This window comes from Bradyrhizobium sp. 76, from assembly GCF_023073025.1.
Taxonomy (GTDB): Bacteria; Pseudomonadota; Alphaproteobacteria; order Rhizobiales; family Xanthobacteraceae; genus Bradyrhizobium.
Window position 1 is genome coordinate 722,253 of the sequence record NZ_JADPIS010000090.1, and the last position, 21,323, is coordinate 743,575.

Genomic DNA, 21,323 nt, shown 5'->3' on the forward strand with positions numbered 1-21,323 from the left:
CGTCGAGCCCGTCGGATACCGGTTGATCAGAATGGAGGCATGCGTCTTGTGCGGTGCACGCAAACTCGAGGCCGAATTTCTGGCTTCGACCTTGCGCCAGGATGCCCGATCATGGGCTGCGTCCATGTCCAAGCGAAACGTCAGACAGGGAGTAAGACGATGAGGATCTGGAAAACGGCAATTGCCTGTTCGCTGGCCGGCGCGGTCATGGCCGGCCAAATCGAGCCGGCCGCTGCGGGCCCGATGCCCACGAATGTCGCGACCATGAAGGCCGCGGCCGGCGATGATGTCACGCAGGTGTATTGGCGCGGCCGAGGTTTTGGATGGGGCATTGGCGGCCTCGCAGCCGGTGCGATCATCGGTAGCGCCATCGCCAGCAGCTCGCCTTACGGCTACGGCTACTATGGCGGCGGGCCTTATTATGGCGGCTACGGATACCCGGGGCCGGCTTACGGCTATGCTCCTGCCTATTATGGTGGCTATGGACCGGGTTACGGTTATGGCGGCTACTACGCGCGTCCCCGCTATTACGGCTATCGCGCCTATCGTCCATATTACGGTCCGCGCTACGGCTACTACCGGCCGTACCGGGCGTATCACCGCGGATATTGGTGATCGATCAAACGGGCGGACCGCCTCGCCGCAGCGCCACGATGCCGAAGAGGTTTGTGGGCCGCTGCAGGCAAGCGGCCCGATCGGCTTGCGCGCGTTGAACCCGGTGATGCGGCACGACGAGCCGGCCATGCCCGCCCGCGACAATCCCGATGCAGATCGCGACGATGATCGCGATCTCGATGCACCATTCCAGCGGTCCCGAGCTCATGGCAGCGCGATGGTGTTGGCGAGATCGAACTCGGACAGGCCCGGGCCGCCGCACGCAAGGTAGATTGCGAGGAGGAAGACGCGGCTGAGGACGGTGATGCCCAATATCACCCTGACGTCGTAATGGCGAATGGCAAAAGCGAGAGGCGGGATCGCCAAATGTCTTAAAATGCTCATGGCCAACTCCTTGCCAAAATTCAGGCATCGACTGCCTGTCGACTGAAATGACAGCGTGATGAAAGGCCGTCCGACGCCTTGCCGGCGTCTCTGAAATGGACAGGCCAATGCTAGTGCCGGCGCAGGGCGCAGGTCTTTATCGTGTCCTTACATTTGGCTGAGCTTTCCCTTAAGGTGGGGGAGCATCCGGGGGTCGGAGCCGTGCGTACAGACGCGCTTGCCTTTGGTGAATTCCGCCTCGACCGTGCCAACGCGCTATTGTGGCGAGGCGGGGAGCGGATCGCGCTGGCGCCGAAGCCGTTCGAGGTTCTTTGCCATCTTGTCGGTCGGCCCGGTGAGCTCGTCACCAAGGAAGAGTTGCTCGACGCGGTCTGGTCCGATCTGCACGTCAGCGAGTCGAGCCTCGCCGTTGCCGTGAACGCGCTACGCTCGGTGCTCGGCGACGACAGGCAGTCCCCCAATTACATCGAGACAGTCACGCGGCGCGGCTATCGCTTCATTGCGGCGGTCGCGACCGTCGAATTGCCTGCGATCGAGCGAGCGCGCGAACAGGAGGCGGCGTCCGCCACGGAGCAGGCCGTCGATCGACGCCGGCACTGGAGGGTCGGGCGCACTGGGGCACTCGATACGCTGGACAAGGCGTTGCAACTCGCCCGTACCGGACAGCGTCAGGTCGTCTTCATCACCGGCGAGGCCGGGATCGGCAAGACCACCCTCTTGCAAATGACGCTCGAGAGGATGAACCAGCAGGGACTGGGCGTGCTGCATTGTAGCTGCAACGAATTGTTCGGCACCCATGAGGCCTTTCTTCCGCTGATCGGCGCGCTGAACGAGTGCTGCCGTCGAACCGATGGAGCATCGCTGCTGACTTCGATCCGCGAGCACGCCCCGACCTGGCTCGCGCAAATGCCCGGTTTCCTCGGCGACGCAGACCGGGCCGCATTCCAGCACGAGGTCTTTGGCGCAACCCGGGAGCGCATGCTGCGCGAATTTGCCGATCTCATGGAACATCTCGCCGTCACGCGACCATGGGTGATCATCCTGGAAGATCTGCATTGGAGCGACTTTGCCACCGTGGATGTGCTCTCCCGGCTGGCGCGGCGGGATCGGAGGGCTTCTATCCTCGTGCTGGCCACGTATCGGCCGATGGAAGTCGCCGTCGGCGGACATCCTATCCGTGCGGTTCACCAGGACTTGCGGATTCACGGACACGCCACCGAGCTCGCGCTCGATCGACTGACCGGCACCGACGTCGAACGCTATCTGTCCCTGCGCTTCAACTCGGCCGATTTCGCCAGAGAGCTGGTCGAGCGCATCTTCGCGCGAACCGGCGGGCATCCTCTATTCGTGTCGTCTCTGCTCGATCATCTCGTGGCCCAAGGCGCGCTGGTCGAGCACGAATTGGGCTGGCGGCTGGTCAGTGAAGACGCGGCCTCGCAGGACAGCATGCCGCGCGATCTGGAAGGAATGATCAAGCAGCAGATCGATCACCTCACCGCGGACGAGCGCTGCCTGCTCGAGGTCGCCAGTGCGGCGGGAGCGGAGTTTTCGGCGCTCCATATCGCCGGTGCGCTGGACCGTCCCGTGCTGGATGTCGAGCAGATGTGCGAGGACCTGGCGCGGACCGATCGCGTCATCGTCGTTGCCGGCATGACCGAGTGGCCGAACGGAGGCGTCTCCGGTCGCTATGCGTTCCAGCACGCGCTTTACCAGGAGATCCTCTACCAGCGGCTCGCGCCGGCGCGCCGCACGAAAACCCATGCGCTGCTTGGGGCGGGGATCGAGCAGGGCTACGGGCCGCAGGCTGTGGAGCTCGCCGCCGTTGTCGCGCGCCACTTCGAACTGGGCCGCGATTTCCCGAAAGCGATGCATTATCTGGGCGCGGCGGCCGAGGGCTCGGCGCGAAGGTTCAGCACGCGCGAGGCCGCCAATTACCTGTCCCGCGCTTTGGACCTGGTGCCGCATCTGCCGCCGGAGTTTCGAGTGACGACACGTCTGAAGTTGCTGCTTCAGCGCGCCTGGGCCTGGCGGGCCAGTGGAGATTTCCTGAATTCGCTGCAGGATCTCAGCGCGGTCGTCGCGCACGCGGCGGAGAACGGGCACGTGCGCGAAGAGGTGAACGCGCTGGTCGATCTCAGCAGATTTTGTCTCTACGTCGATCGCCGCCAGAGCCTGCCTGTTGCGGAACAGGCGCTTGTCAAGAGCCGGGCGATCGACGACGCGGCGTTCAGCGCTCTGGTCCAGGGCAACGTTGCCAATTTGAAGCTGATGCTCCGCGGCTGGGATCGCGAGAATGCCGACCTTGCCGAGCGTGCGTCAGCACTGATCACCGGAGAGCAGGATCTGAGCATGCGGCTGCGGCGCTGCTCGATGGAGATGGTGCTGGAATTCCTGCGCGCGAATTATCCGGCCTGCTGCGATGCGACGACCAGGGGAAAGGAGCTCGCCCGCCTGGTCGGTGACGTCTATCTGTTCGTGCTCTATGAATCGGTCGAGGCCTTTGCCCAGATTTATCTCGGTGAATGGGGACGGGCGCAACGAAACGTCGTCTCCGCGTTGGCTATCTCGGAGCGGAATGCAAATCCGCAGGCCGTCGCGCTGTGTCATCTCACGATCGGATGGCTGTATTCCGAGGCGGAGGAATATGGCAGCGCGTCACGGCGTGCGGAGGATGCGCTCGGCCCAATGATCGAGGCCAATCCGTTCACCTTCTTCGTTGGCAGGAACCTGCTGGCGCGAGCTTATGTCCGGATGGGCGACCTGCCTCGGGCGCGGCAGCATCTCGATGCGATGGAGCGGCGGATGGAGGTCGACCGGGTGCCGATGGAGTCGCTGGTTATCCCGCATTATCTGCTGACCTGCTGCGACTATTGGATCGCGACCGGCGATCTGGACCGCGCGCAAACATGGGCCAGCCAGTTTCACGAGGTGACGAGCGCGGCACCCGACCGGCCGTTTCTCGCGCTGTGCTACGAGGCCATGGCGAGAATTGCGATCCTGAAGCAGGATACGCAAGTCGCCGGCGAGCATTTGTTGACGGCCATTTCGATCCTCCGCCATGCCAGGCTGCCGCATGCCAGCTGGCGGGTTTATCGCACGACCGCGGTGCTCTATGAGAGCCTCGGACAAGCGCAAAGGGCTGCCAAGTGGCAGGACCGCTCCAGCCAGGTGATCGCATCGCTGGCAGAGACGCTCGATCCCGGCGATCCGCTGCGATCGGCGTCATTTTTCGACGCAGGCCGGGACAACGGGTCCAATCATGAGGGACGGTGACCAGTTTAATCCGGCAGGTCCGCGATCTCCCGTGGTTCGCCGGGCCGTTGCTTGACCTTGAATTGATTTTGCTGCTGCCGCCGCGTGCGGGAGGCACGGTAGGCATCCCTGCGCAACCGCATGATCGAGCCGAGCGGCTGATGCGCGGCGAGACATCGCCATGGGTCGAACGAAAGCACCTCGTCGGAATAGACGCGACGCGCGGGGCTGTCGGCGGTCTGGCGCGGAAGCGTGATCTTGCCGAGTGCTTGCGGCGGCGCGACGTCTTCGGGCCAGTCGATCGAGGCATCTTCGATCGGTGTTCGCTCCAGGTCGGTGCAGAGCTGGGCAAACAGTTCGTACTCGGCCGCATTGTCCTTGAAGAACGCAACGACGCTGTTCAGCACGGCATCATCGGCATCGTGGCAGGGCTGGCCGGTGAGTTGGCGAACCGACGCCGAGATCGGTATCAGGCGAAGCCTTGCGATATAATCGCCAAACCGCAATGCTCCCTCCGTATGAAAGGTTTCTCCGAGGATATTGCTGCCGGCATCACCGAGCGCTTTCAAGACGATCGGGATCGGAATGCCTGTTCTGTCCGATGCGGCGACCAGGACGCGCGCCAAAAAGCCTATGGGTCCGTACGCCAGATCAGGCAGGAACAGGGTGTGCTCGACCTTTTGCTGTGCGCGCATATAGGCCATCGCATCCGCGAAATAGCTGGGGTGATTGACGAGCAGGAGATCCTGGTTCGTCGTATCGTCGTCGCCGAGCGCCTTAGCCCCAGTCACGCCCAGGACCTTGATGGCAAATCCCCGTGGCGAGCGTACGCGATCGCTCCTGTTGAATGCGGTGGAGAGGCGGACGATGATCGGGAAGTGGCCAGCCTGCTTGAACAGGCCCTGGCGCAGATGATCCGGCAAATCGTCGTAGACGATCAGCTCGCCCCGGAGATAGCCGGCGCCCTTGGCGTGCTGCTGTCGGGTCCCGTGCTTGTCTTTGTGAAAAGTGCGATCGCTCGTTCGCGAAATCGAAGCAACGATCGCCTCGACGGCCGCCGCTTCCTCCGGCCGGATGTGTTCGACGGACGGGTCGTAACGAAGGTACTGATCGGCTGACATGGCGCTGATCTCCAGCCCGAAGGTCGCCTTCCCATTGCAAGCGTCGACGGCCGCAGGGCGGATCACTGTAAGCCCGTCCAGTCGGGATCGGCAACCCGAGAGCGAGTTGTGATTGCCTGGACAAGCCGTGGGATGAGGCATCCTGTTACCGACGCGATCACACGGTCGATGCTAGGCCAACGGCGTCTCGTAAGTCCTTATGGGCTCCTTATGTTGTCCTGATCTTTTCCTTAAGGCCGGGCCGGCGAACGGCGGCCCTGGCTGGCGTCTAAAGCGATAGCCACACGATCAGGCCCATGCAGGCCAAATGCGCGAGCACGATCGCGGCGAGATGCAGCGGGCCCGCCTTGAGACGAAGCGCGCGCATCCCGCCGACTCTGCTCTAGTTCGATCCCGCGGCCGCAGCGGTGAAGCTGCGGTCGACGGCTTTGCTCACGTCGAGCTTCTTCGGCAGGATGCCGTAGCGCGTCGAGCGGTCCGAGGCTTCCTGCACCTCCTTCACGACGTTCTCATCAATCGGAATCGGGCTGGTGCGCTGCGCGGTGTAGGCCGAGAACAGCACGTCCTCCGGTAGCTTGGTCAACTCGGCCGTGCTCTTGGCATATTCGCCGAGATGATCCAGCGACCACAGCCGCGCCTTGTTTAGCCGCTGCACGAGGTCCTGCACCGCCGCGCGCTTGGTGGTGATGGCGCTGTCGGAGGCGACGATGAAGGTGATGGTCGGCGTCAGGCCTTCGCCGTTGGCGATCACGCGGGCTTTGTCCTTGAGCGTCGCGAAAGAGACGTAGGGCTCCCACACCGCCCAGGCGTCGATAGAACCCGCGACCAGCGCGATCTTGGCGTCGACCGGGCCGAGCGGCGCGAAGGTCGCGTCCTCCAGCTTGATGTCGGCCTTCTCCAGCGTGGCGTCGATCAGGAACTGGCCCCAGCCGCCGCGCGTGCCGGCGAGGCGTTTTCCCTTGAGGTCGGCGGCCGATTTGATCGGCGAATCCTGACGTACGAGAATGGCTTGCGTCTTCGCATCCGACCTGGTGCCGCCGATCGCCTTGATCGGCGCGCCGGCCGCGTAGACCGAAAGGAATGAAAGGTCGCCGGTGTAGCCGACGTCGAGCGCGCCGGCGTTGAGCGCCTCCAGGATTGGAGCTGCCGCGGGGAATTCCGACCACTCGATCTTGTAGGGCAGATCCTTGGCGTAGCCCGAGATCTCGAGCAGCGAACGGTTGCCGCCCTTCTGGTCGCCGACGCGCAGCACGATTGCGTCGGCCGCGAACGAGGCGGCGGCCGTCGACAGGGTGATGGCGGCGGCAAGCAGCGATGCTGCGAGCCGGCGCGTGATGGAATGATCGAGGGAGTTGATGCTCATGTGGCCTGTCTTGTTGCTTTGCCCACGACGCGTGAGCGAACGATGCAGCGAGACGATCAAGTCTATGATCGCGCGATGCGCGGTCAATGAAATGGCTAACCGTATTGCGCGCGCGATCAGCAAGGACGTTTCAACGAAGCTCTGCTTTCGAGAACGTGCGGGATGTACGGCCGAAGCTGCGCAAAAATGAAGCAGCAGAGGGAGTCGCGCCGGTCTCCGCCAACCGATGCATCGGCGGAAATCCTTTCATCGTCCTTGCACGCGCAGATGGAGAGAATGACTTCGCTTCGTGCCACATTCGAAATTCCATTTCATTGACGATACGGCGAACGCGCCGCATGATTTGCGCATCGCATCAAGGCACCGAGCAGGCGCTGGCGAAAAGAATTTCTCTTGACGCAGCTCCGCACGGAACAGGCGCAACGCAAGCCGTTGTGCCGATGGCGGAGCCGTGCCAGCGCAGGAGTGGAGACGGATGAACGACGATGACAAGCGCGACGGATCGAGGCTCGACCGGCGCCATTTGCTCCAGGCGGGATTAGCTGCGGCATTCGCTGCGCCGCTCGGTGCCTTCGGTGCGGCACAGGCCTTTGCGCCGCGGGCCATCGCGCCCGGCGTCGATCTCTCGGAGTTTCCGCTGTGCCGGACGGCGTCGGATGTGCCCGCGCTCACCGGGGCGCCGCGCAAGCTCAAGCTGTCCTGGAACGCCGGCGCGGTCTGTCTCGCCCCGGTGCCGGTCGCCATCGAGCACGGCTTCTTCCAGAAGCACAATCTCGACATCGAACTCATCAATTATTCCGGTTCGACCGACCAGCTGCTCGAGGCCATTGCGACCGGCAAGAGCGATGCCGGGCTCGGCATGGCGCTCCGCTGGCTGAAGCCGCTGGAGCAGGGCTTTGACGTCAAGATTGCCGCCGGCACCCATGGTGGCTGCATGCGGGTGCTGACGCGCGCCGATTCCAGCGTGAGCAAGCTTGCCGATCTCAAGGGCAAGATCGTCGCGGTCGGCGATCTCGGCGGCCCCGACAAGAATTTCTTCTCCATTCAGCTCGCCAAGCTCGGTATCGATCCGAACAAGGATGTCGACTGGCGCGCCTATCCCGGCAACCTTCTCAACGTCGCCGTCGAGAAGGGCGAGGTGCAGGCCTTCCTGTCGTCCGACCCGCTGGGTTATCTCTGGCTCAAGGACAGCCAGTACAAGGAGGTCGCCTCCAATCTCGATGGCGAATATCGCGACAAGAGCTGCTGTATCCTTGGCCTGCGCGGCAGCCTGGTGCGCGAGGAGCCGCTGGTCGCGCGCGCCCTGACGCAGGCGCTGCTCGATGCCGCGATGTTCACTGCGCAAAATCCGTCAGTGACGGCGAAATCGTTCCAGCCTTACGCGCCGAAGACGGCGTCGCTCACGGATATCGAGGGTATGGTGCGCTACCACACTCATCACCATCACCCCGTCGGCGAAGTCCTGAAGCGCGAGCTCAAGGCCTATGCCGACGATCTCAAGAGCGTGCAGGTGTTCAAGCAGAGCACGGATACGGCCAGATTTGCGGAGCGCATCTATGTCGACGTATTCGCTGTCTGACGGCCTTGCCTCCGGCGCGCCGCGCCTCTCGCGCGCACCGTGGCTGACGAGCTGGGTCCGGGACTCCGGTGTCGGCATTCTCGCCAGCGTGGCGTGGATTGCCTTCGGACTGTCCTGCCTGTGGTGGGAGGACGTCGGCGACTGGTCGCGGACCCATTCGCTCGGCATTGCCGCACTTGTCATCGCAGCGATCGCGCTGTTCGGGACGGTCGGCGCCGATTACCTCGGTTCGACGGGCCGGGCCTTGCGCCAGCGCGCGCCGTGGCTCGTCGTGCTCGGCGTCGTCCTGACCCTGTGGGAAGTCGCGACGGCGAAATTCGCCTGGCTGCCATTGCCGTTCTTCCCGCCGCCGCAGTCGATCATCGAGGTCTACACCGACGATCTGCCGAAACTGCTCGACAGCGTGTTCGCCTCGGTCAAGCTCCAGCTGGGCGGTTATCTGATCGGCGCGACGGTCGGCTTCCTGACCGGCGTCTCGATCGGCTGGTCGCGCGCGGTCGGCTATTGGGTGCACCCGGTGCTGCGCTTCATCGGCCCGCTGCCGGCGACCGCGTGGCTGCCGATCGCCTTCTTCACGTTCCCGTCAAGCTGGAGCGCGTCTACCTTTCTGATCGCGCTGGCAACGGGGTTCCCGGTCACCGTGTTGACCTGGTCGGGTGTCGCGAGCGTGAGCAACGCCTACTATGACGTCGCGCGGACGCTGGGGGCAAAGCCGTCCTTCCTGGTGTTGAAGGTCGCAATCCCCGCGGCCTTGCCGCACGTTTTCGTCGGCCTGTTCATGGGGCTCGGCTCGTCCTTTGCCGTGCTCGTCGTCGCCGAGATGATCGGTGTCAAGGCCGGCCTCGGCTGGTACCTGCAATGGGCGCAGGGCTGGGCCGCCTACGCCAATATGTATGCGGCGCTGATCGTGATGTCATTGCTCTGCTCCGGCGCGATCACGCTGCTGTTTGCGATCCGCGATCGCCTGCTGGTCTGGCAGAAGGGGACCGTGAAATGGTAGCCGCAACTGCACTGGCTGAAATCGACGCTCACTCGGCCGCGGGCGCCGCGCTCGACATCGAGCAGGTCAGCCACGCCTTCGACATCGACGGCGCCGAGCTGCCGGTGCTCAGCGACGTCAGCATCTCCGTCGAGCCGGGCGAGTTCGTTGCGCTGCTCGGTCCCTCCGGCTGCGGCAAGTCCACGCTGCTGCGCCTCGTCGCAGGCCTCGACAAGCCCCGATCCGGAACGCTGCGCGAGGACGAGGCGCGCATCACGAGACCGCACCCGTCGCGCGTTGTCGTGTTCCAGGATCCGACCTTGTTTCCCTGGCGCACAGTCTGGGACAATGTCGCGCTCGGGCTGGAGGCGCAGGGCATCTTGAAGAGCCAGCGTCACCGCGTCGATGCCGCCCTCGATCTCGTGGGGCTATCGTCCTTCCGCAATGCCTATCCGCACCAGCTCTCGGGCGGCATGGCGCAACGCGTCGCACTGGCCCGCGCGCTGGTCAACGATCCGAAAATCCTCATCCTCGACGAGCCGCTGGGCAAGCTCGATTCGTTGACCCGCATCACCATGCAAGCCGAGCTGGTCTCGCTGTGGCAGTGCAAGGGCTTTACCACGCTGCTGGTGACGCATGACGCCGAGGAGGCGCTGGTGCTCGCCAACCGCGTCATCGTGTTCAGCGACCGCCCGGCGCGCGTGAAGGCCGATATCCGTGTCGACCGGCCCTATCCGCGCCATCGCGGTGATCCGTATCTGGCCGATTTGCGCCGCCAGATTCTTGGCCTGCTCGGATTGGACGCCACATGGTAACTCCGATCGCCAAGGGGCGCGCGGCGCATCACGAACCCGACTACATCGCACGTGCCGAAGCGCTGGCCGAGGCTTTCGCTGCCCGTGCGGCCGAGTACGATCGGACCGGAAGCTTCCCGTTCGAGAATTTTCGCGAGCTGTCCGAGGCAGGCCTGCTGTCGCTGACGGTGCCTGCCGCCCATGGCGGCGCCGGGGCCGGCGCACGATACGCCGCACGCGTCCTCGGCATCATCGGCAAGGCCGATCCGTCGACCGCGCTGGTGCTGTCAATGCACTACATCAACCATCTGGTGATGGCACGGAGCCCGACCTGGCCGGCGCGGCTGTCGCGCAAGCTCGCGCGCGAGAGTGTCGAAGACCTTGCGCTCGTCAACGCACTCCGCGTCGAGCCCGAACTGGGTTCGCCTGCGCGCGGCGGCCTGCCCGCGACCATTGCACGCCGGACCGAGACCGGCTGGCGGCTCTCGGGGCACAAGATCTATTCGACGGGATCGCCGATCCTGAAATGGTATCTGGTCTGGGCGCGGACGGACGAAGCCGAGCCGCGCGTCGGACAGTTCCTGGTGCCGGCGGGCCTGCCGGGCACGCGTATCGTCGAGACCTGGGATCACCACGGCCTGCGGGCCAGCGGCAGCCACGACGTCATCTTCGACGACGTCGTGATACCTCTCGATGCCGAGATCGACGTGCGCAAGCCGGCGGACTGGCGCGCACCCGATGTCGCGCAGGCGACCGTCCACACGATCTTTGTCGCCGCGATCTATGACGGCGTTGCGCGGGCTGCACGCGACTGGCTGGTCGGGTTCCTGAAGCAGCGCGTGCCGGCCAGCCTGGGAGCGCCGCTTGCGACCTTGCCGCGCGCGCAGGAGATTCTTGGCGCGATCGAGGCGCGGCTCGCCGTCAATGCACGGCTGATCGCATCCTTCGCCGCTGATTTCGACGACGGTGTCGCGCTTTCGGCGGCCGAGTCCAACGTCATCAAGCTGACCGTGACCAACAACGCCGTCGCCGCGGTCGAGGAGGCCTTGTCGCTGACCGGCAATCACGGCCTGTCCCGCGCCAATCCGCTGGAGCGGCACTATCGCGACGTCCTGTGCGGTCGCGTGCACACGCCGCAGGACGATTCCACGCGCACCGGCCTCGGCCGTGCCGCATTGGGCCTCTAGCCTGCCGCCAAACATTCAGGGAGAACATCATGTCGATCGAGTTCATCGGCTTTATCGCCAACAGTAATGCGTCCGAGACCATCGTGCGTCAGGGTCCGGTGCTCGATCCGGTTTATATCGAGACCGTCGCGAAGGCGCATGAGCTCGCGGGTTTCGACCGCGCGCTGCTGGCGTTCCATTCGACCACGCCGGATGCGCTCCAGGTCGCCCAGCATGTGCTGACCATCACCAAGTCGTTAAAAGTGATGATCGCGCAGCGGCCGGGCTTTACCGCGCCGACGCTGCTCGCGCGGCAGCTGGCGACGCTTGACCAGCTCTATGGAGGCCGCGTCTCGCTGCACGTCATCACCGGCGGCAATGCAGCCGAGCTCAGACAGGACGGCAACACGCTCGACGACAAGGACGAGCGTTACGCCCGCACCAGCGAGTTTCTCGATGTGGTGAAGCTGGAATGGACCAGCGAGAAGCCGTTCAACTACAGCGGCAAGTACTACAACGTCGAGAATGGTTTTTCGCAGGTGAAGCCGCTGCAGAAGGCCGGCATCTACACCTTCGTCGGCGGTGGCTCCGACGCTGCGATCGACGTCGCGGGCAAGCATGCCGACACTTTTGCGCTGTGGGGCGAATCCTACGCGCAGGTGCGCGACGTCACCGCGCGCGTTCACAATGCGGCCGTCAGGCAGGGCCGTCCGACGCCGCGATTCAGCCTCTCGGTGCGGCCGATCATCGCCCCGACCGAGAAGCAGGCCTGGGACAAGGCGGAAGAGATTCTTGCGCGCGCCACCGCGCTCCAGGACAAGACCGGCTATCGCAAGCCCGCTGACGGCCATGCCACCGCCGGCGCGCGGCGCCTGCTCTCGCTCGCCGACCAGGGCAGCCGCATCGACAAGCGGCTGTGGACCGAGATCGCAAAGCTCACCGGCGCCAACAGCAACACCACCGCGCTGGTCGGCACGCCCGAGCAGGTCGCCGAGGTCTTCGGCGACTATTACGACCTCGGCGTCAGCCATTTCCTGATCCGCGGCTTCGACCCCCTGATCGACGCCATCGAATACGGCCGCGAGCTGATCCCGCTGACGCGCGAGGTGATCGCCAAGCGGCAGGCCGTTCGCGGCGAGGCGGCGGAATGATCCGCCTCATGCTGGCCGGCGCGCTGCTGTTCGGCTCGTTCGACCTGGTAGCGGCGCAAACCACCTTGCGCGTCGGCGACCAGAAGGGCAATTCGCAGGCCGTGATGGAAGCGGCGGGCGTGCTCAAGGACGTGCCGTACAAGATCGAGTGGAAGGAATTTCCCGCGGCTGCGCCGCTGCTCGAAGCGCTCAGCGCCGGCGCGATCGAGACCGGGCTCGTTGGCGACGCACCCTTCACCTTCGCCGCCGCCTCAGGCGCGCCGGTGAAGGCGATCGCCGCGATCCGGCAGACGCGCGAGGGGCTTGCCATCCTCGTGCCCGAGAATTCGCCGATCAAGAGCTTTGCGGATTTGCGCGGCAAGAAGATCGCGACTGGCCGTGGCTCGATCGGGCACCAGTTGATCCTTGCCGCGCTCGAGAAGAACGGTTGGGCTGCGGCTGACGTGCAGATTGCGTTCCTGGCGCCGTCCGATGCCAAGATCGCCTACACGCAAGGCTCCGTCGACGCGTGGTCGACCTGGGAGCCTTATGTCAGCCAGGAGGAGGTGTTGTTCAAGTCGCGCCGTGTCATCACCTCGGAGGGTCTGACGCCGGGGCTGAGCTTTCAGGTGGCGCGGCCCGATGCGATCCGCGACAAGCGCGCGGAGCTGACCGACTTCATCCGACGCCTCACCGCGGCGCGGGCGTGGTCGCTGAACGATATCGACAGCTATGCGGCAACCTGGGGCAGGCTGATGAACATCCCGACCGCCGTGCCGCAGAACTGGCTGTCGCGCGCAAAAATCCGGATCGCGCCGATCGATGACGGCGTGGTCGCGGACGAGCAGAGCACGATCGATCTCTATTTTCGCTGGGGCTTTATCAAGCAGAAGCTCGATGCGGCCGAGGTCGTAGATCGCTCGTTCTCGGATGCGATTGCGAAGGCAGGGCTGTAGGGCACCCGGGTGTCCCGGACGCGACGCTTACCCCTCTCCCCTTGCGGGAGAGGGTGGCTCGCCGCGTAGCGGCGAGACGGGTGAGGGGTTCTCTCCGCGAGTAGTCTCTCACATTGAAGTGAGCCGATAGAACCCCTCATCCGGCGCTTCGCGCCACCTTCTCCCGCAAGGGAGAAGGAGTGCGGCGAGCGTTGGTCTTTCCTCGAAACGATCCTTCTGCATTCCGCGCTCATGACAACACCCGCGTTGCTATTTGCACGACCTCCCTTGCGCCGCGCTCCATCCCGGCAAAAATCATAACGACGACCACATCGGGAGACCGGCCATGGGCCTGCAAGAAACAAAAATCGAATCGCTTCCCTTCGTCACCGCCGAACTCAACTATCTCGCGCCGGTTTCCGGCAAGCCGCGTACCTACGCCTTCGATCCGCCGCCTGGCGAGCCCAAGAGCACGTCGTTGCCGGAGCCGCATCAGGTCCCGATCTTCGATGCGCGACTGATCGCGCAGAATTTCTCGCTCGACCGCGAAGGCTTTGCGCTGGTGCGGCATCCAACCCAGGTGAAGGACTTCAGCAACGACGAAGAGGTGAGGGCGGTCTATCCCGCCGTCGAGGCCTTCCTGCGCGCAACGCTGAAAGCCGACCGCGTCGTTATCTTCGATCATACCGTGCGCAGGCGGGTCGAGGGCGCCGCGGATATTCGCGACGGTGGCCCGCGTCAGCCGGCAACACGCGTCCACGTCGACCAGACCGCCGTCTCGGGCGCCAACCGTGTGCGCGAGCATCTGCCCGATGAGGCCGAGGAGCTGCTCAAAGGCCGCGTCCAGGTGATCAATTTGTGGCGGCCGATCCGCGGCCCGTTGCGCGATTCGCCGCTGGCGATGGCCGACGGCACGACGATCGCGCCCGACGATCTCGTCGCCTCCGACCTGATCTATCCCAACCGTCGCGGCGAGACTTATTCGGTGAAATACAATCCAAACCATCGCTGGTTCTATTTCCCGGAGATGACGGCGGACGAAGCGCTGCTGCTCAAGTGCTACGATTCCGCGACGGACGGCCGCACCCGCTTCGGGCCCCACACCGCGTTCGTCGATCCCACTACGCCGGCCGATGCGGCACCGCGCGAAAGTATCGAGGTTCGGACGCTCGTGTTTCACAAACAGTAACAATGTGTGATGGCCCCGCCGGCCGCGACCCGGCGGCGCCTGAGGAACCCACGGGAACCAACAAACGTTGCTGCGCGGGGCAGGGCCAACCGGGAGTGGTGCCGTGCGAGCGCAGACCACGCTATTTTCTTGCCTTGCCACTTTTTCGCTTTCTGCAGTTTCCTTTGCCCAGGCCGAGAGCGGGCTTGCCTCCTATTACGGATACGGAAAAGCCGGAAAAGGCGAGCTGACCTGCGCGCACCGGACGCGCCCCTTCGGGAGCGTGCTGAGGGTGTCGTACGGCAGCCGCTCGATTCAATGCCGGGTCAACGATCGCGGCCCCTTCATCCGCGGCCGCATCGTCGATCTCTCGGTGCCGGCCGCCAAGGCGCTGGGCATGATGAGCGCCGGCGTGGTGCGGGTCTCGGTGGAATAGGTCCGCCGGCGCGCTATAGTGCCGCCCAAAGCATGGGTCAGGGGGCGCTATGGCCAGGATCAGGGTGGGACTCGTCGGCTGCGGCTTCGTGTCGGAGCTGCATATGTATGCGTTCCGGCGCGTCTACGGCGTGGATGTCGAGGTCGCGGCGGTCGCTGCGCGCGGCGACCACGTCGTCGAATTCGCCGGGCGCCACCAGATCCCACGGGTCTATCGCGGCTTCGCCGAATTGATCGCAGACCGCGAGCTCGACGTCATCGACATCTGCACGCCGCCCAATCTGCATGCCGAAATGATCGTCGCCGCCATGCAGGCCGGCAAGCACGTGATCTGCGAAAAGCCGTTCGCCGGCTATTTCGGCCGCGACGGCGACCGGCAGCCGATCGGCAAGCATGTGCTGAAGGCGCTGATGTATGAGCGCGTGCTGGAAGAGATGGACGCCACGCGTGCCGCGATCGAGCGCACCGGAAAGCTCTTCATGTATGCCGAGGACTGGATCTACGCCCCCGCGGTGACCAAGACCGCGGAGATTCTAAGAGCGACCAAAGACAAAATCCTGTTCATGAAGGGCGAGGAGAGCCATTCCGGCTCGCACGCGGCCCATGCCGCGCAATGGGCGATGACCGGCGGCGGCTCGCTGATCCGGATGGGCTGCCATCCGCTCTCCGCCGTGCTGTATCTCAAGCAGGTCGAGGCCAAGGCGCGCGGCGAGACCATCCGCGTCGCCAGCGTCACCGGCGATGTCGGCAACGTCACGGCCGTCCTCAAGCCGGAGGAGCGTACCTACATCAAGGCAAATCCTGTTGACGTTGAGGATTGGGGCACGCTGACCGCGACGTTTTCGGACGGCACCAAGGCCACCGTGTTCTCCGGCGACATGATCATGGGCGGCGTGCGCAATCTGATCGAGACCTACACGTCAGGCGGTTCGCTGTTCGCCAACATCACGCCGAACACTCATCTGATGAGCTACCAGACTTCCGAGGAGAAGCTCGCCTCCGTCTACATCACCGAGAAGGTCGACCGCAAAACCGGCTGGCAATATGTCTGCCTCGAAGAGGAGTGGACACGCGGCTATCTCCAGGAGATCCAGGACTTCGTGGAATGCGCCGCGACGGGACGGCAGCCGCTGTCGGACCTCGCGCTGGCGTATGAGACGATCAAGGTGAACTACGCGGGCTACTGGGCGGCGGAGGAGGGACGGCGGGTGGTGTTGTAGGGCGTGACAACGCCGATCTAGCTGAACCCGGTGCGTCCGTATTCAGCGCCTCCCGAGTGTCGTCAATGAGAAGCGCTGTGCGTCGCCTGGTCTCGCTCGCGACCTTGCCGCGACAAGGGCGCGAGCCTGATCGAGCGAATAGGCGCAGACTGTGAACAGCGGCTTCGGGCTCTGGCCGGGGATCGGCTGAAGGACTGTGAAGGGCTTCGGGTTTCGCATGGCTTGCTCCGGGCTTGCGACGACGATGCCGTCCTGTCCCGGTTCGGCCACCAGTGGGCGATGCAGGAAAACCGAGCTTTTGCCCCGAAATTCATTGTCCGACGCTGATTGCGGGGCCTGATAGCCGCCGCCGAGGTCGCGGCTGAAGCCGCCCCCGTTGTGCCAAGGACCCCACCAGCCCATCGTAGCGCTTGACGAGGGGACATGACTGGCAAATCTTTGTCGCGTTATTGGCACGGTCTGTTTGGATATGGATTAAATCATTGTGGAAAGTTCAGCTCAAACTACGCTTGGAAATACACTCGTCTCGCTCCTGATCTGGGCCTGCATGGCGAGCGCTGCGTTGGCTCAATCTGGCAGTGCGGGCGGGAGTATCTCGAATGATGAGAAATCCCTTTCCGGCTTGCGGCAGGCACCGCGCATGGTGGAGCCTGAGAAGCCCGCACGACGCAGCAAGCCCGAAGCCGCCCGGAAAAGCGGTGGTGGTGGTAGCGGTGTTAGCAAGTTCGACGGCGTGTGGCTCGTTACTGCAGTGGGCTGCGGTACCACCACCACGTCGACAGTCGTCGTCTCCGGCGGAAGCGTCAGTGGCGGGGGTGCCACCGGAACGATCAACGCCAACGGGGTCGGCCACTCCGTCGGCATCTACGATGGGGTCACCGTCACCGGTACCAGCTTTACTTCGGGCAATCGAGGCACCGGAACGTTCAGAGCATCGACTGGCTGTACAGGCACAGTCACCTCAATCAAACAGTAAAACGATTGCCTAATTGGGGAGGTGCGACCTACTCACCCGTCTCACCGCTTCGCGGCGAGCCACCCTCTCCCGCAAGGGGAGAGGGTGCACCGTCGTCGCGGCGCGTAGCCTCACGTCCCGTAGGTCGATCCCTTCGGCAGCGGAAACACCGGGTCTTGCGTCCTGATGTTGGTCGGCCACACCACCGAGATGTGCTCGCCGGCATTCTGCATCACGACGGGGGTCGAGCGTTCGTTCTGGCCGGAGAGCGGCGTGCCCGGTGGGAAGAACTTTACGCCATAGCCCTGAATGGTGCCGCCGGCGGGAATGTCGACGTCGAGCGCGGCCTTGCGAATGGCCTCGGGCTCGAAGCTGCCGTACTTTTCCTTGGCGACCGGCAGCACGCTGTTGAGCAGAATCCAGGTCTGGTTGAAACCCATCGAGCAGTGCGGCGGCACGTCGGTCGCGCCGGTCTTGGCCTGGTAGCGCGTGACCATGGTCTTGGTCAGATCGCCGATTCCAGGCGCAAGCTTGGCGGAATCGAGCAGTTGCGCCGGCACCGGATCGATGTTGCAGAAATTGTCGATGTCGGGGCCGAAGGTCGCGCGCAACTTGTCGAGCTGGCTGTAGCCGGCGCCCGCGCCGAACAGCATCTTGAAGCGCAGGCCGCTCTCGCGGGCTTGACGCAGGAACAGGGTGATGTCGGGGTTGTAGCCGGCGTGCGAGATCACATCGACCTTGGCGCGCTTGAGCTTGGTCACAAGCACCGAGAGATCGGGTGCGGACGCCGAATAGCCTTCGCGCATCACCACCTGGATGCCCGCCTGCTTGGCATAGGCCTCGTCGGCCGCCGCGACGCCGACGCCGTAAGGCCCGTCCTCGTGGATCAGCGCAACCTTGACGTCCTTCGGGTCCATGCCGAGCTTGCCTTGCGCGTGCTCGGCGACGAAGCCCGCGAAGGCCTGGCCGTACTGGTCGGAATGGATCTGCGCGCGAAACACGTATTGCAGGTTCTTGTCCTTGAACACGGCGGTCGAGACCGCTGTCGTGATCCAGAGGATCTTCTTCTGCTGCTCGACCTTCGCGGCCATCGGCACCGCATGCGCGCTGGAATAGACCCCGTTGATGATGTCGATCTTTTCCTGGCTGATCAGCCGCTCGGCCTCGTTGATCGCCACGTCCGCCTTGCTCTGCGAGTCCGCCGCGACCGGCACGATCTTGGTCTTGCCGCCGATGCCGCCCTTTTCGTTGACGAGGTCGATCGCGATCTGCGCGCCGACCGAGGAGGCGACCGAGCCGCCAGCGGCGAACGGACCGGTGAGGTCGTAGATCAGGCCGATGCGTAAATTTTCGGCTTGCGCCTGGGCCCGTGTCCAATCGAGGCTGAGTGCGGCGGCGGCAGCCGCCGAGCTCTTCAGCAGCTGCCTGCGTGAAGTCGGCATCCTATCCTCCCTCAAAATCGTCTTATGATTTGGTCTTGTTATTCTTTTTCGAAGTATGGGGAGGGGGGCGGTGGAAAGTCAACATGGCGAAAGTCGGGGTCCCGCCTTCGCGGCGCAGAACGCAATTGCGAAATGGGTGATGAGACCGAGCGCTACTGTTTCAAGCGACGGGCGAGATAGCCGGCGGTCTTCCCGCCGGCCTTGGCCACCTCGCGCGGTGTCCCTGACGCAACAATGCGGCCGCCTTCATCGCCGGCGCCGGGGCCGAGGTCGATAATCCAGTCGCTGTGAGAGACGACATCCATGTCATGCTCGACCACGACCACGCTGTTGCCGGCGTCCACGATGCGCTCGAGCTGGGCGATCAGTCGCTCGACATCCTTGGGATGAAGACCGGTGGTCGGCTCGTCCAGGACATAGAGCGTGTGACCGCGTTGTGGCCGCATGAGCTCGGTCGCGAGCTTGATGCGCTGGGCTTCGCCACCCGACAGTTCGGTGGCGGACTGACCGAGGCGGATATAACCGAGCCCGACCTCGCGGACGACCGACAGCGACCGGTTCAGTGTTGAATCTTCGCGGAAGAATTCGAAGGCCTCGTCGACGCGCATCGCCAGCACATCCGCGATGGATTTTCCGCGGATCTTCACCTCCAGCGTCTTGTCATTGTAGCGCGCGCCCTTGCAGGTCGGGCAGGGTGCGTAGACGCTGGGCAGGAACAGCAGCTCGACGCAGACAAATCCCTCGCCTTCGCAGGTGCTGCATCGGCCTTTCGCGACATTGAAAGAGAAGCGCCCGGCATCGTAGCGGCGGGATTTTGCCTGCGGCGTCGCGGCGAACAGCCGCCGGACGTGGTCAAACAGGCCGGTATAGGTCGCAAGGTTGGATCGTGGCGTGCGGCCGATCGGCCTCTGGTCCACCACCAGGAGGCGATCGATCTGGTCGAGGCCGGCGACAATCTTGCCGCCCAATGTCTCGACCGTGGGTGCTGCCAGGCTGTCGTCGTCCGCGTCCGCGGCCCGTGTATGGCCGAGATGCTCCGCCACGGCATCGACGAGGAATTGGCTGATCAGGCTCGATTTGCCGGAGCCCGACACGCCGGTCACGCTGGCGAGAACCCCGAGCGGGACATCGACGTCGAGACCGCGCAGATTGTTGCGGGTCACCCCCCGGATCTTCAGGTGGCCCTTCGGCTCGCGGCGGACCGTCGGCAGTGGCTTTCGTGGATGCGCGAGATAATGGGCGGTTCGCGATTGTGCGACCTGCCCGAGCCCTGCGGGGGGCCCGCTATAGAGGATTTTCCCGCCGCCTTCGCCGGCGTCCGGCCCGACGTCAACCAGCCAGTCGGCATGTTTGATCACCTCGATCTCATGCTCGACCACGAAGATCGAATTGCCCGCATGCTTCAGCCGGTCCAGCGCCCGCAGCAGCGCCTCGGTGTCGGCGGGATGCAGACCTGCCGATGGTTCGTCGAGCACGTAGACGACGCCGAACAGGTTGGAGCGAACCTGTGTCGCAAGTCGTAGCCGCTGCAACTCGCCCGGCGACAGCGTCGGCGTACTGCGCTCGCAAGCGAGATAGCCAAGCCCGAGATCGAGCAGGACCGCCAGTCGCGCCGACAGATCCTCGCAGATGCGCCTGGCGACGATGGTCTTCTCCGATGCTCCATCCGTCGAAGCCTTCGCGAATGGCTTCATCACCTCCTGCAGCTTCTTGAGCGGCAGATGCGACATCTCGGCGATATCAAGACCGGCGAATTTGACCTTGAGCGCCTCGGGCTTCAATCGCGTGCCGTGGCAGGTCGGGCAGTCCTGGGTGATCATGAATTGCGCGACGCGGCGCTTCATCATCGCACTCTCGGACTTGGCATAGGTCTGCATCACGTAGCGCTTGGCGCCGGTGAACGTGCCTTGGTAGCTCGGCTCCTCCTTGCGGCGGAGGGCTCGTTTGACTTCGGCCGAGTCGTAACCGGCATAGACGGGAACGGTCGGCTGCTCCTCCGTGAACAGGATCCAGTCGCGGTCCTTCCTGGGCAGCTCACGCCAGGGCTTGTCAACGTCGTAGCCTAGCGTCGTCAGGATGTCCCGGAGGTTCTGTCCCTGCCAGGCACTCGGCCAGGCCGCGACGGCGCGCTCGCGAATGGTGAGGGTGTCGTCGGGCACCATGGATTTTTCGGTGACGTCGAGCATCCGGCCGATACCGTGGCAGGTCGGGCAGGCGCCTTCCGGCGTGTTCGGCGAGAACGACTCCGCATAGAGCATCGGCTGTCCGCGCGGGTAATCGCCGGCACGGGAATAGAGCATCCTGAGCAGGTTCGAGATGGTGGTCACGCTGCCGACGGACGACCTCGTCGTCGGTGCGCCGCGCTGCTGCTGGAGCGCGACGGCGGGCGGCAGGCCTTCGATGTCGTCGACCTCGGGGATCTGCATCTGGTGGAAGAGGCGGCGCGCGTAAGGCGACACCGATTCCAGATATCGCCGTTGGGCCTCGGCGTAGATCGTCCCGAAGGCGAGCGAGGATTTTCCGGAGCCCGACACGCCCGTGAACACGACGAGGGCGTTGCGCGGAATACTGACGTCGACGTTCCTGAGATTGTGCTCACGCGCGCCGCGCACGCGAACGAAGCCGTCGTCCTGCATCAGGCCATCGGGTCGTCTTGGTCGGTCGTCCATCTGGCTGCTCCGGCCCACGCATGGGAGGTTAACGGCAGGATCGCAGGATGGGTCCACCGATGACAGCGTACCAGTGGCGTTCTGCACAAAACAAAGGCCCGTCGCGGCTGGAGCGA

18 protein-coding genes are annotated in these 21,323 nt (G+C 64.4%); 12 read left to right on the top strand and 6 right to left on the bottom strand.

Annotated elements, in window-relative coordinates; all coding sequences use genetic code 11:
* The first annotated feature begins 159 nt into the window (after window positions 1-159).
* Window positions 160-615 carry a hypothetical protein gene (locus IVB48_RS20020; RefSeq protein WP_027570834.1) on the top strand — a complete coding sequence of 152 codons (456 nt, stop codon included), beginning with the start codon at window positions 160-162 and terminating at the stop codon, window positions 613-615.
* A 4-nt stretch (window positions 616-619) separates the two neighbouring features.
* Here the strand turns inward: IVB48_RS20020 and IVB48_RS20025 are convergent, their stop codons facing one another.
* Together IVB48_RS20025 and IVB48_RS20030 are read right to left on the bottom strand one after the other, a co-directional pair.
* A complete protein-coding gene (locus IVB48_RS20025) occupies window positions 620-823 on the bottom strand; it encodes a hypothetical protein (protein ID WP_027570835.1) in 204 nt (67 codons plus the stop codon).
* A complete protein-coding gene (locus tag IVB48_RS20030; protein WP_027570836.1) occupies window positions 820-999 on the bottom strand; it encodes a hypothetical protein in 180 nt (59 codons plus the stop codon). The genes IVB48_RS20025 and IVB48_RS20030 overlap by 4 nt, the downstream gene beginning before the upstream one ends.
* Before the next feature lie 201 nt (window positions 1,000-1,200).
* Between IVB48_RS20030 and IVB48_RS20035 the strand changes: the two genes are divergently transcribed.
* Window positions 1,201-4,272 carry an AAA family ATPase gene (locus tag IVB48_RS20035; RefSeq protein WP_247402085.1) on the top strand — a complete coding sequence of 1,024 codons (3,072 nt, stop codon included), beginning with the start codon at window positions 1,201-1,203 and terminating at the stop codon, window positions 4,270-4,272.
* 5 nt (window positions 4,273-4,277) lie between these two features.
* Here the strand turns inward: IVB48_RS20035 and IVB48_RS20040 are convergent, their stop codons facing one another.
* Complete coding sequence (locus IVB48_RS20040; RefSeq protein WP_247288119.1) at window positions 4,278-5,372, bottom strand: catalase family protein; 1,095 nt, start codon at window positions 5,370-5,372, stop codon at window positions 4,278-4,280.
* Between the two features lie 382 nt (window positions 5,373-5,754).
* On the bottom strand, window positions 5,755-6,735 hold the full coding sequence (locus IVB48_RS20045; RefSeq protein WP_247288120.1) for an ABC transporter substrate-binding protein: 981 nt from the start codon (window positions 6,733-6,735) through the stop codon (window positions 5,755-5,757).
* Window positions 6,736-7,210: 475 nt separating this feature from the next.
* Here IVB48_RS20045 and IVB48_RS20050 point away from each other — a divergent pair, with 475 nt between their 5' ends.
* The 10 genes from IVB48_RS20050 (at window position 7,211) to IVB48_RS20095 (ending at window position 17,117) form a co-directional block, all read left to right on the top strand.
* The gene (locus tag IVB48_RS20050) at window positions 7,211-8,314 is read left to right on the top strand and encodes an ABC transporter substrate-binding protein (RefSeq protein WP_247288121.1); all 1,104 of its coding nucleotides are present in this window, start codon (window positions 7,211-7,213) and stop codon (window positions 8,312-8,314) included.
* Window positions 8,292-9,314 (top strand): ABC transporter permease subunit, encoded by a 1,023-nt coding sequence (locus IVB48_RS20055; RefSeq protein WP_247288122.1) that lies wholly within the window; start codon window positions 8,292-8,294, stop codon window positions 9,312-9,314. Before IVB48_RS20050 ends, IVB48_RS20055 begins: the two co-directional genes overlap by 23 nt.
* Window positions 9,308-10,108: an ABC transporter ATP-binding protein gene (locus IVB48_RS20060; protein WP_247402087.1), complete on the top strand. Its 801-nt coding sequence runs from the start codon at window positions 9,308-9,310 to the stop codon at window positions 10,106-10,108. Before IVB48_RS20055 ends, IVB48_RS20060 begins: the two co-directional genes overlap by 7 nt.
* Window positions 10,102-11,274, top strand: coding sequence for an acyl-CoA dehydrogenase family protein (locus IVB48_RS20065; RefSeq protein ID WP_247288124.1), 1,173 nt, complete (start codon window positions 10,102-10,104; stop codon window positions 11,272-11,274). The genes IVB48_RS20060 and IVB48_RS20065 overlap by 7 nt, the downstream gene beginning before the upstream one ends.
* 29 nt (window positions 11,275-11,303) lie before the next feature.
* Window positions 11,304-12,404 carry an LLM class flavin-dependent oxidoreductase gene (locus tag IVB48_RS20070; RefSeq protein ID WP_247402089.1) on the top strand — a complete coding sequence of 367 codons (1,101 nt, stop codon included), beginning with the start codon at window positions 11,304-11,306 and terminating at the stop codon, window positions 12,402-12,404.
* Window positions 12,401-13,339 carry an ABC transporter substrate-binding protein gene (locus tag IVB48_RS20075; RefSeq protein WP_247402091.1) on the top strand — a complete coding sequence of 313 codons (939 nt, stop codon included), beginning with the start codon at window positions 12,401-12,403 and terminating at the stop codon, window positions 13,337-13,339. The genes IVB48_RS20070 and IVB48_RS20075 overlap by 4 nt, the downstream gene beginning before the upstream one ends.
* Before the next feature lie 325 nt (window positions 13,340-13,664).
* Complete coding sequence (locus tag IVB48_RS20080) at window positions 13,665-14,507, top strand: CmcJ/NvfI family oxidoreductase (RefSeq protein WP_247402093.1); 843 nt, start codon at window positions 13,665-13,667, stop codon at window positions 14,505-14,507.
* A gap of 103 nt (window positions 14,508-14,610) precedes the next feature.
* Entirely contained in the window at window positions 14,611-14,922 is a 312-nt protein-coding gene (locus IVB48_RS20085) for a septal ring lytic transglycosylase RlpA family protein (protein WP_007601095.1), read from the top strand.
* 49 nt (window positions 14,923-14,971) lie between these two features.
* The gene (locus IVB48_RS20090) at window positions 14,972-16,141 is read left to right on the top strand and encodes a Gfo/Idh/MocA family oxidoreductase (RefSeq protein WP_247402095.1); all 1,170 of its coding nucleotides are present in this window, start codon (window positions 14,972-14,974) and stop codon (window positions 16,139-16,141) included.
* Between the two features lie 484 nt (window positions 16,142-16,625).
* Window positions 16,626-17,117, top strand: coding sequence for a hypothetical protein (locus IVB48_RS20095; RefSeq protein WP_247402096.1), 492 nt, complete (start codon window positions 16,626-16,628; stop codon window positions 17,115-17,117).
* A 110-nt stretch (window positions 17,118-17,227) separates the two neighbouring features.
* On the opposite strand, the gene IVB48_RS20100 is transcribed toward IVB48_RS20095, so the two are convergent.
* A complete protein-coding gene (locus tag IVB48_RS20100) occupies window positions 17,228-18,538 on the bottom strand; it encodes an ABC transporter substrate-binding protein (protein WP_027570849.1) in 1,311 nt (436 codons plus the stop codon).
* A gap of 152 nt (window positions 18,539-18,690) precedes the next feature.
* Entirely contained in the window at window positions 18,691-21,207 is a 2,517-nt protein-coding gene (gene uvrA, locus IVB48_RS20105; protein ID WP_247402098.1) for an excinuclease ABC subunit UvrA, read from the bottom strand.
* Between the last annotated feature and the right edge of the window lie 116 nt (window positions 21,208-21,323).

Excerpts from the sequence above, each read along its gene's own strand:
- IVB48_RS20020 (WP_027570834.1), top strand. The coding sequence starts at position 160 with ATGAGGATCTGGAAAACGGCAATTGCCTGTTCGCTGGCCGGCGCGGTC.
- IVB48_RS20025 (WP_027570835.1), bottom strand. The coding sequence starts at position 823 with ATGAGCTCGGGACCGCTGGAATGGTGCATCGAGATCGCGATCATCGTC.
- IVB48_RS20030 (WP_027570836.1), bottom strand. The coding sequence starts at position 999 with ATGAGCATTTTAAGACATTTGGCGATCCCGCCTCTCGCTTTTGCCATT.
- IVB48_RS20040 (WP_247288119.1), bottom strand. The coding sequence starts at position 5,372 with ATGTCAGCCGATCAGTACCTTCGTTACGACCCGTCCGTCGAACACATC.
- IVB48_RS20045 (WP_247288120.1), bottom strand. The coding sequence starts at position 6,735 with ATGAGCATCAACTCCCTCGATCATTCCATCACGCGCCGGCTCGCAGCA.
- IVB48_RS20050 (WP_247288121.1), top strand. The coding sequence starts at position 7,211 with ATGAACGACGATGACAAGCGCGACGGATCGAGGCTCGACCGGCGCCAT.
- IVB48_RS20055 (WP_247288122.1), top strand. The coding sequence starts at position 8,292 with ATGTCGACGTATTCGCTGTCTGACGGCCTTGCCTCCGGCGCGCCGCGC.
- IVB48_RS20060 (WP_247402087.1), top strand. The coding sequence starts at position 9,308 with ATGGTAGCCGCAACTGCACTGGCTGAAATCGACGCTCACTCGGCCGCG.
- IVB48_RS20065 (WP_247288124.1), top strand. The coding sequence starts at position 10,102 with ATGGTAACTCCGATCGCCAAGGGGCGCGCGGCGCATCACGAACCCGAC.
- IVB48_RS20070 (WP_247402089.1), top strand. The coding sequence starts at position 11,304 with ATGTCGATCGAGTTCATCGGCTTTATCGCCAACAGTAATGCGTCCGAG.
- IVB48_RS20075 (WP_247402091.1), top strand. The coding sequence starts at position 12,401 with ATGATCCGCCTCATGCTGGCCGGCGCGCTGCTGTTCGGCTCGTTCGAC.
- IVB48_RS20080 (WP_247402093.1), top strand. The coding sequence starts at position 13,665 with ATGGGCCTGCAAGAAACAAAAATCGAATCGCTTCCCTTCGTCACCGCC.
- IVB48_RS20090 (WP_247402095.1), top strand. The coding sequence starts at position 14,972 with ATGGCCAGGATCAGGGTGGGACTCGTCGGCTGCGGCTTCGTGTCGGAG.
- IVB48_RS20100 (WP_027570849.1), bottom strand. The coding sequence starts at position 18,538 with ATGCCGACTTCACGCAGGCAGCTGCTGAAGAGCTCGGCGGCTGCCGCC.
- uvrA (WP_247402098.1), bottom strand. The coding sequence starts at position 21,207 with ATGGACGACCGACCAAGACGACCCGATGGCCTGATGCAGGACGACGGC.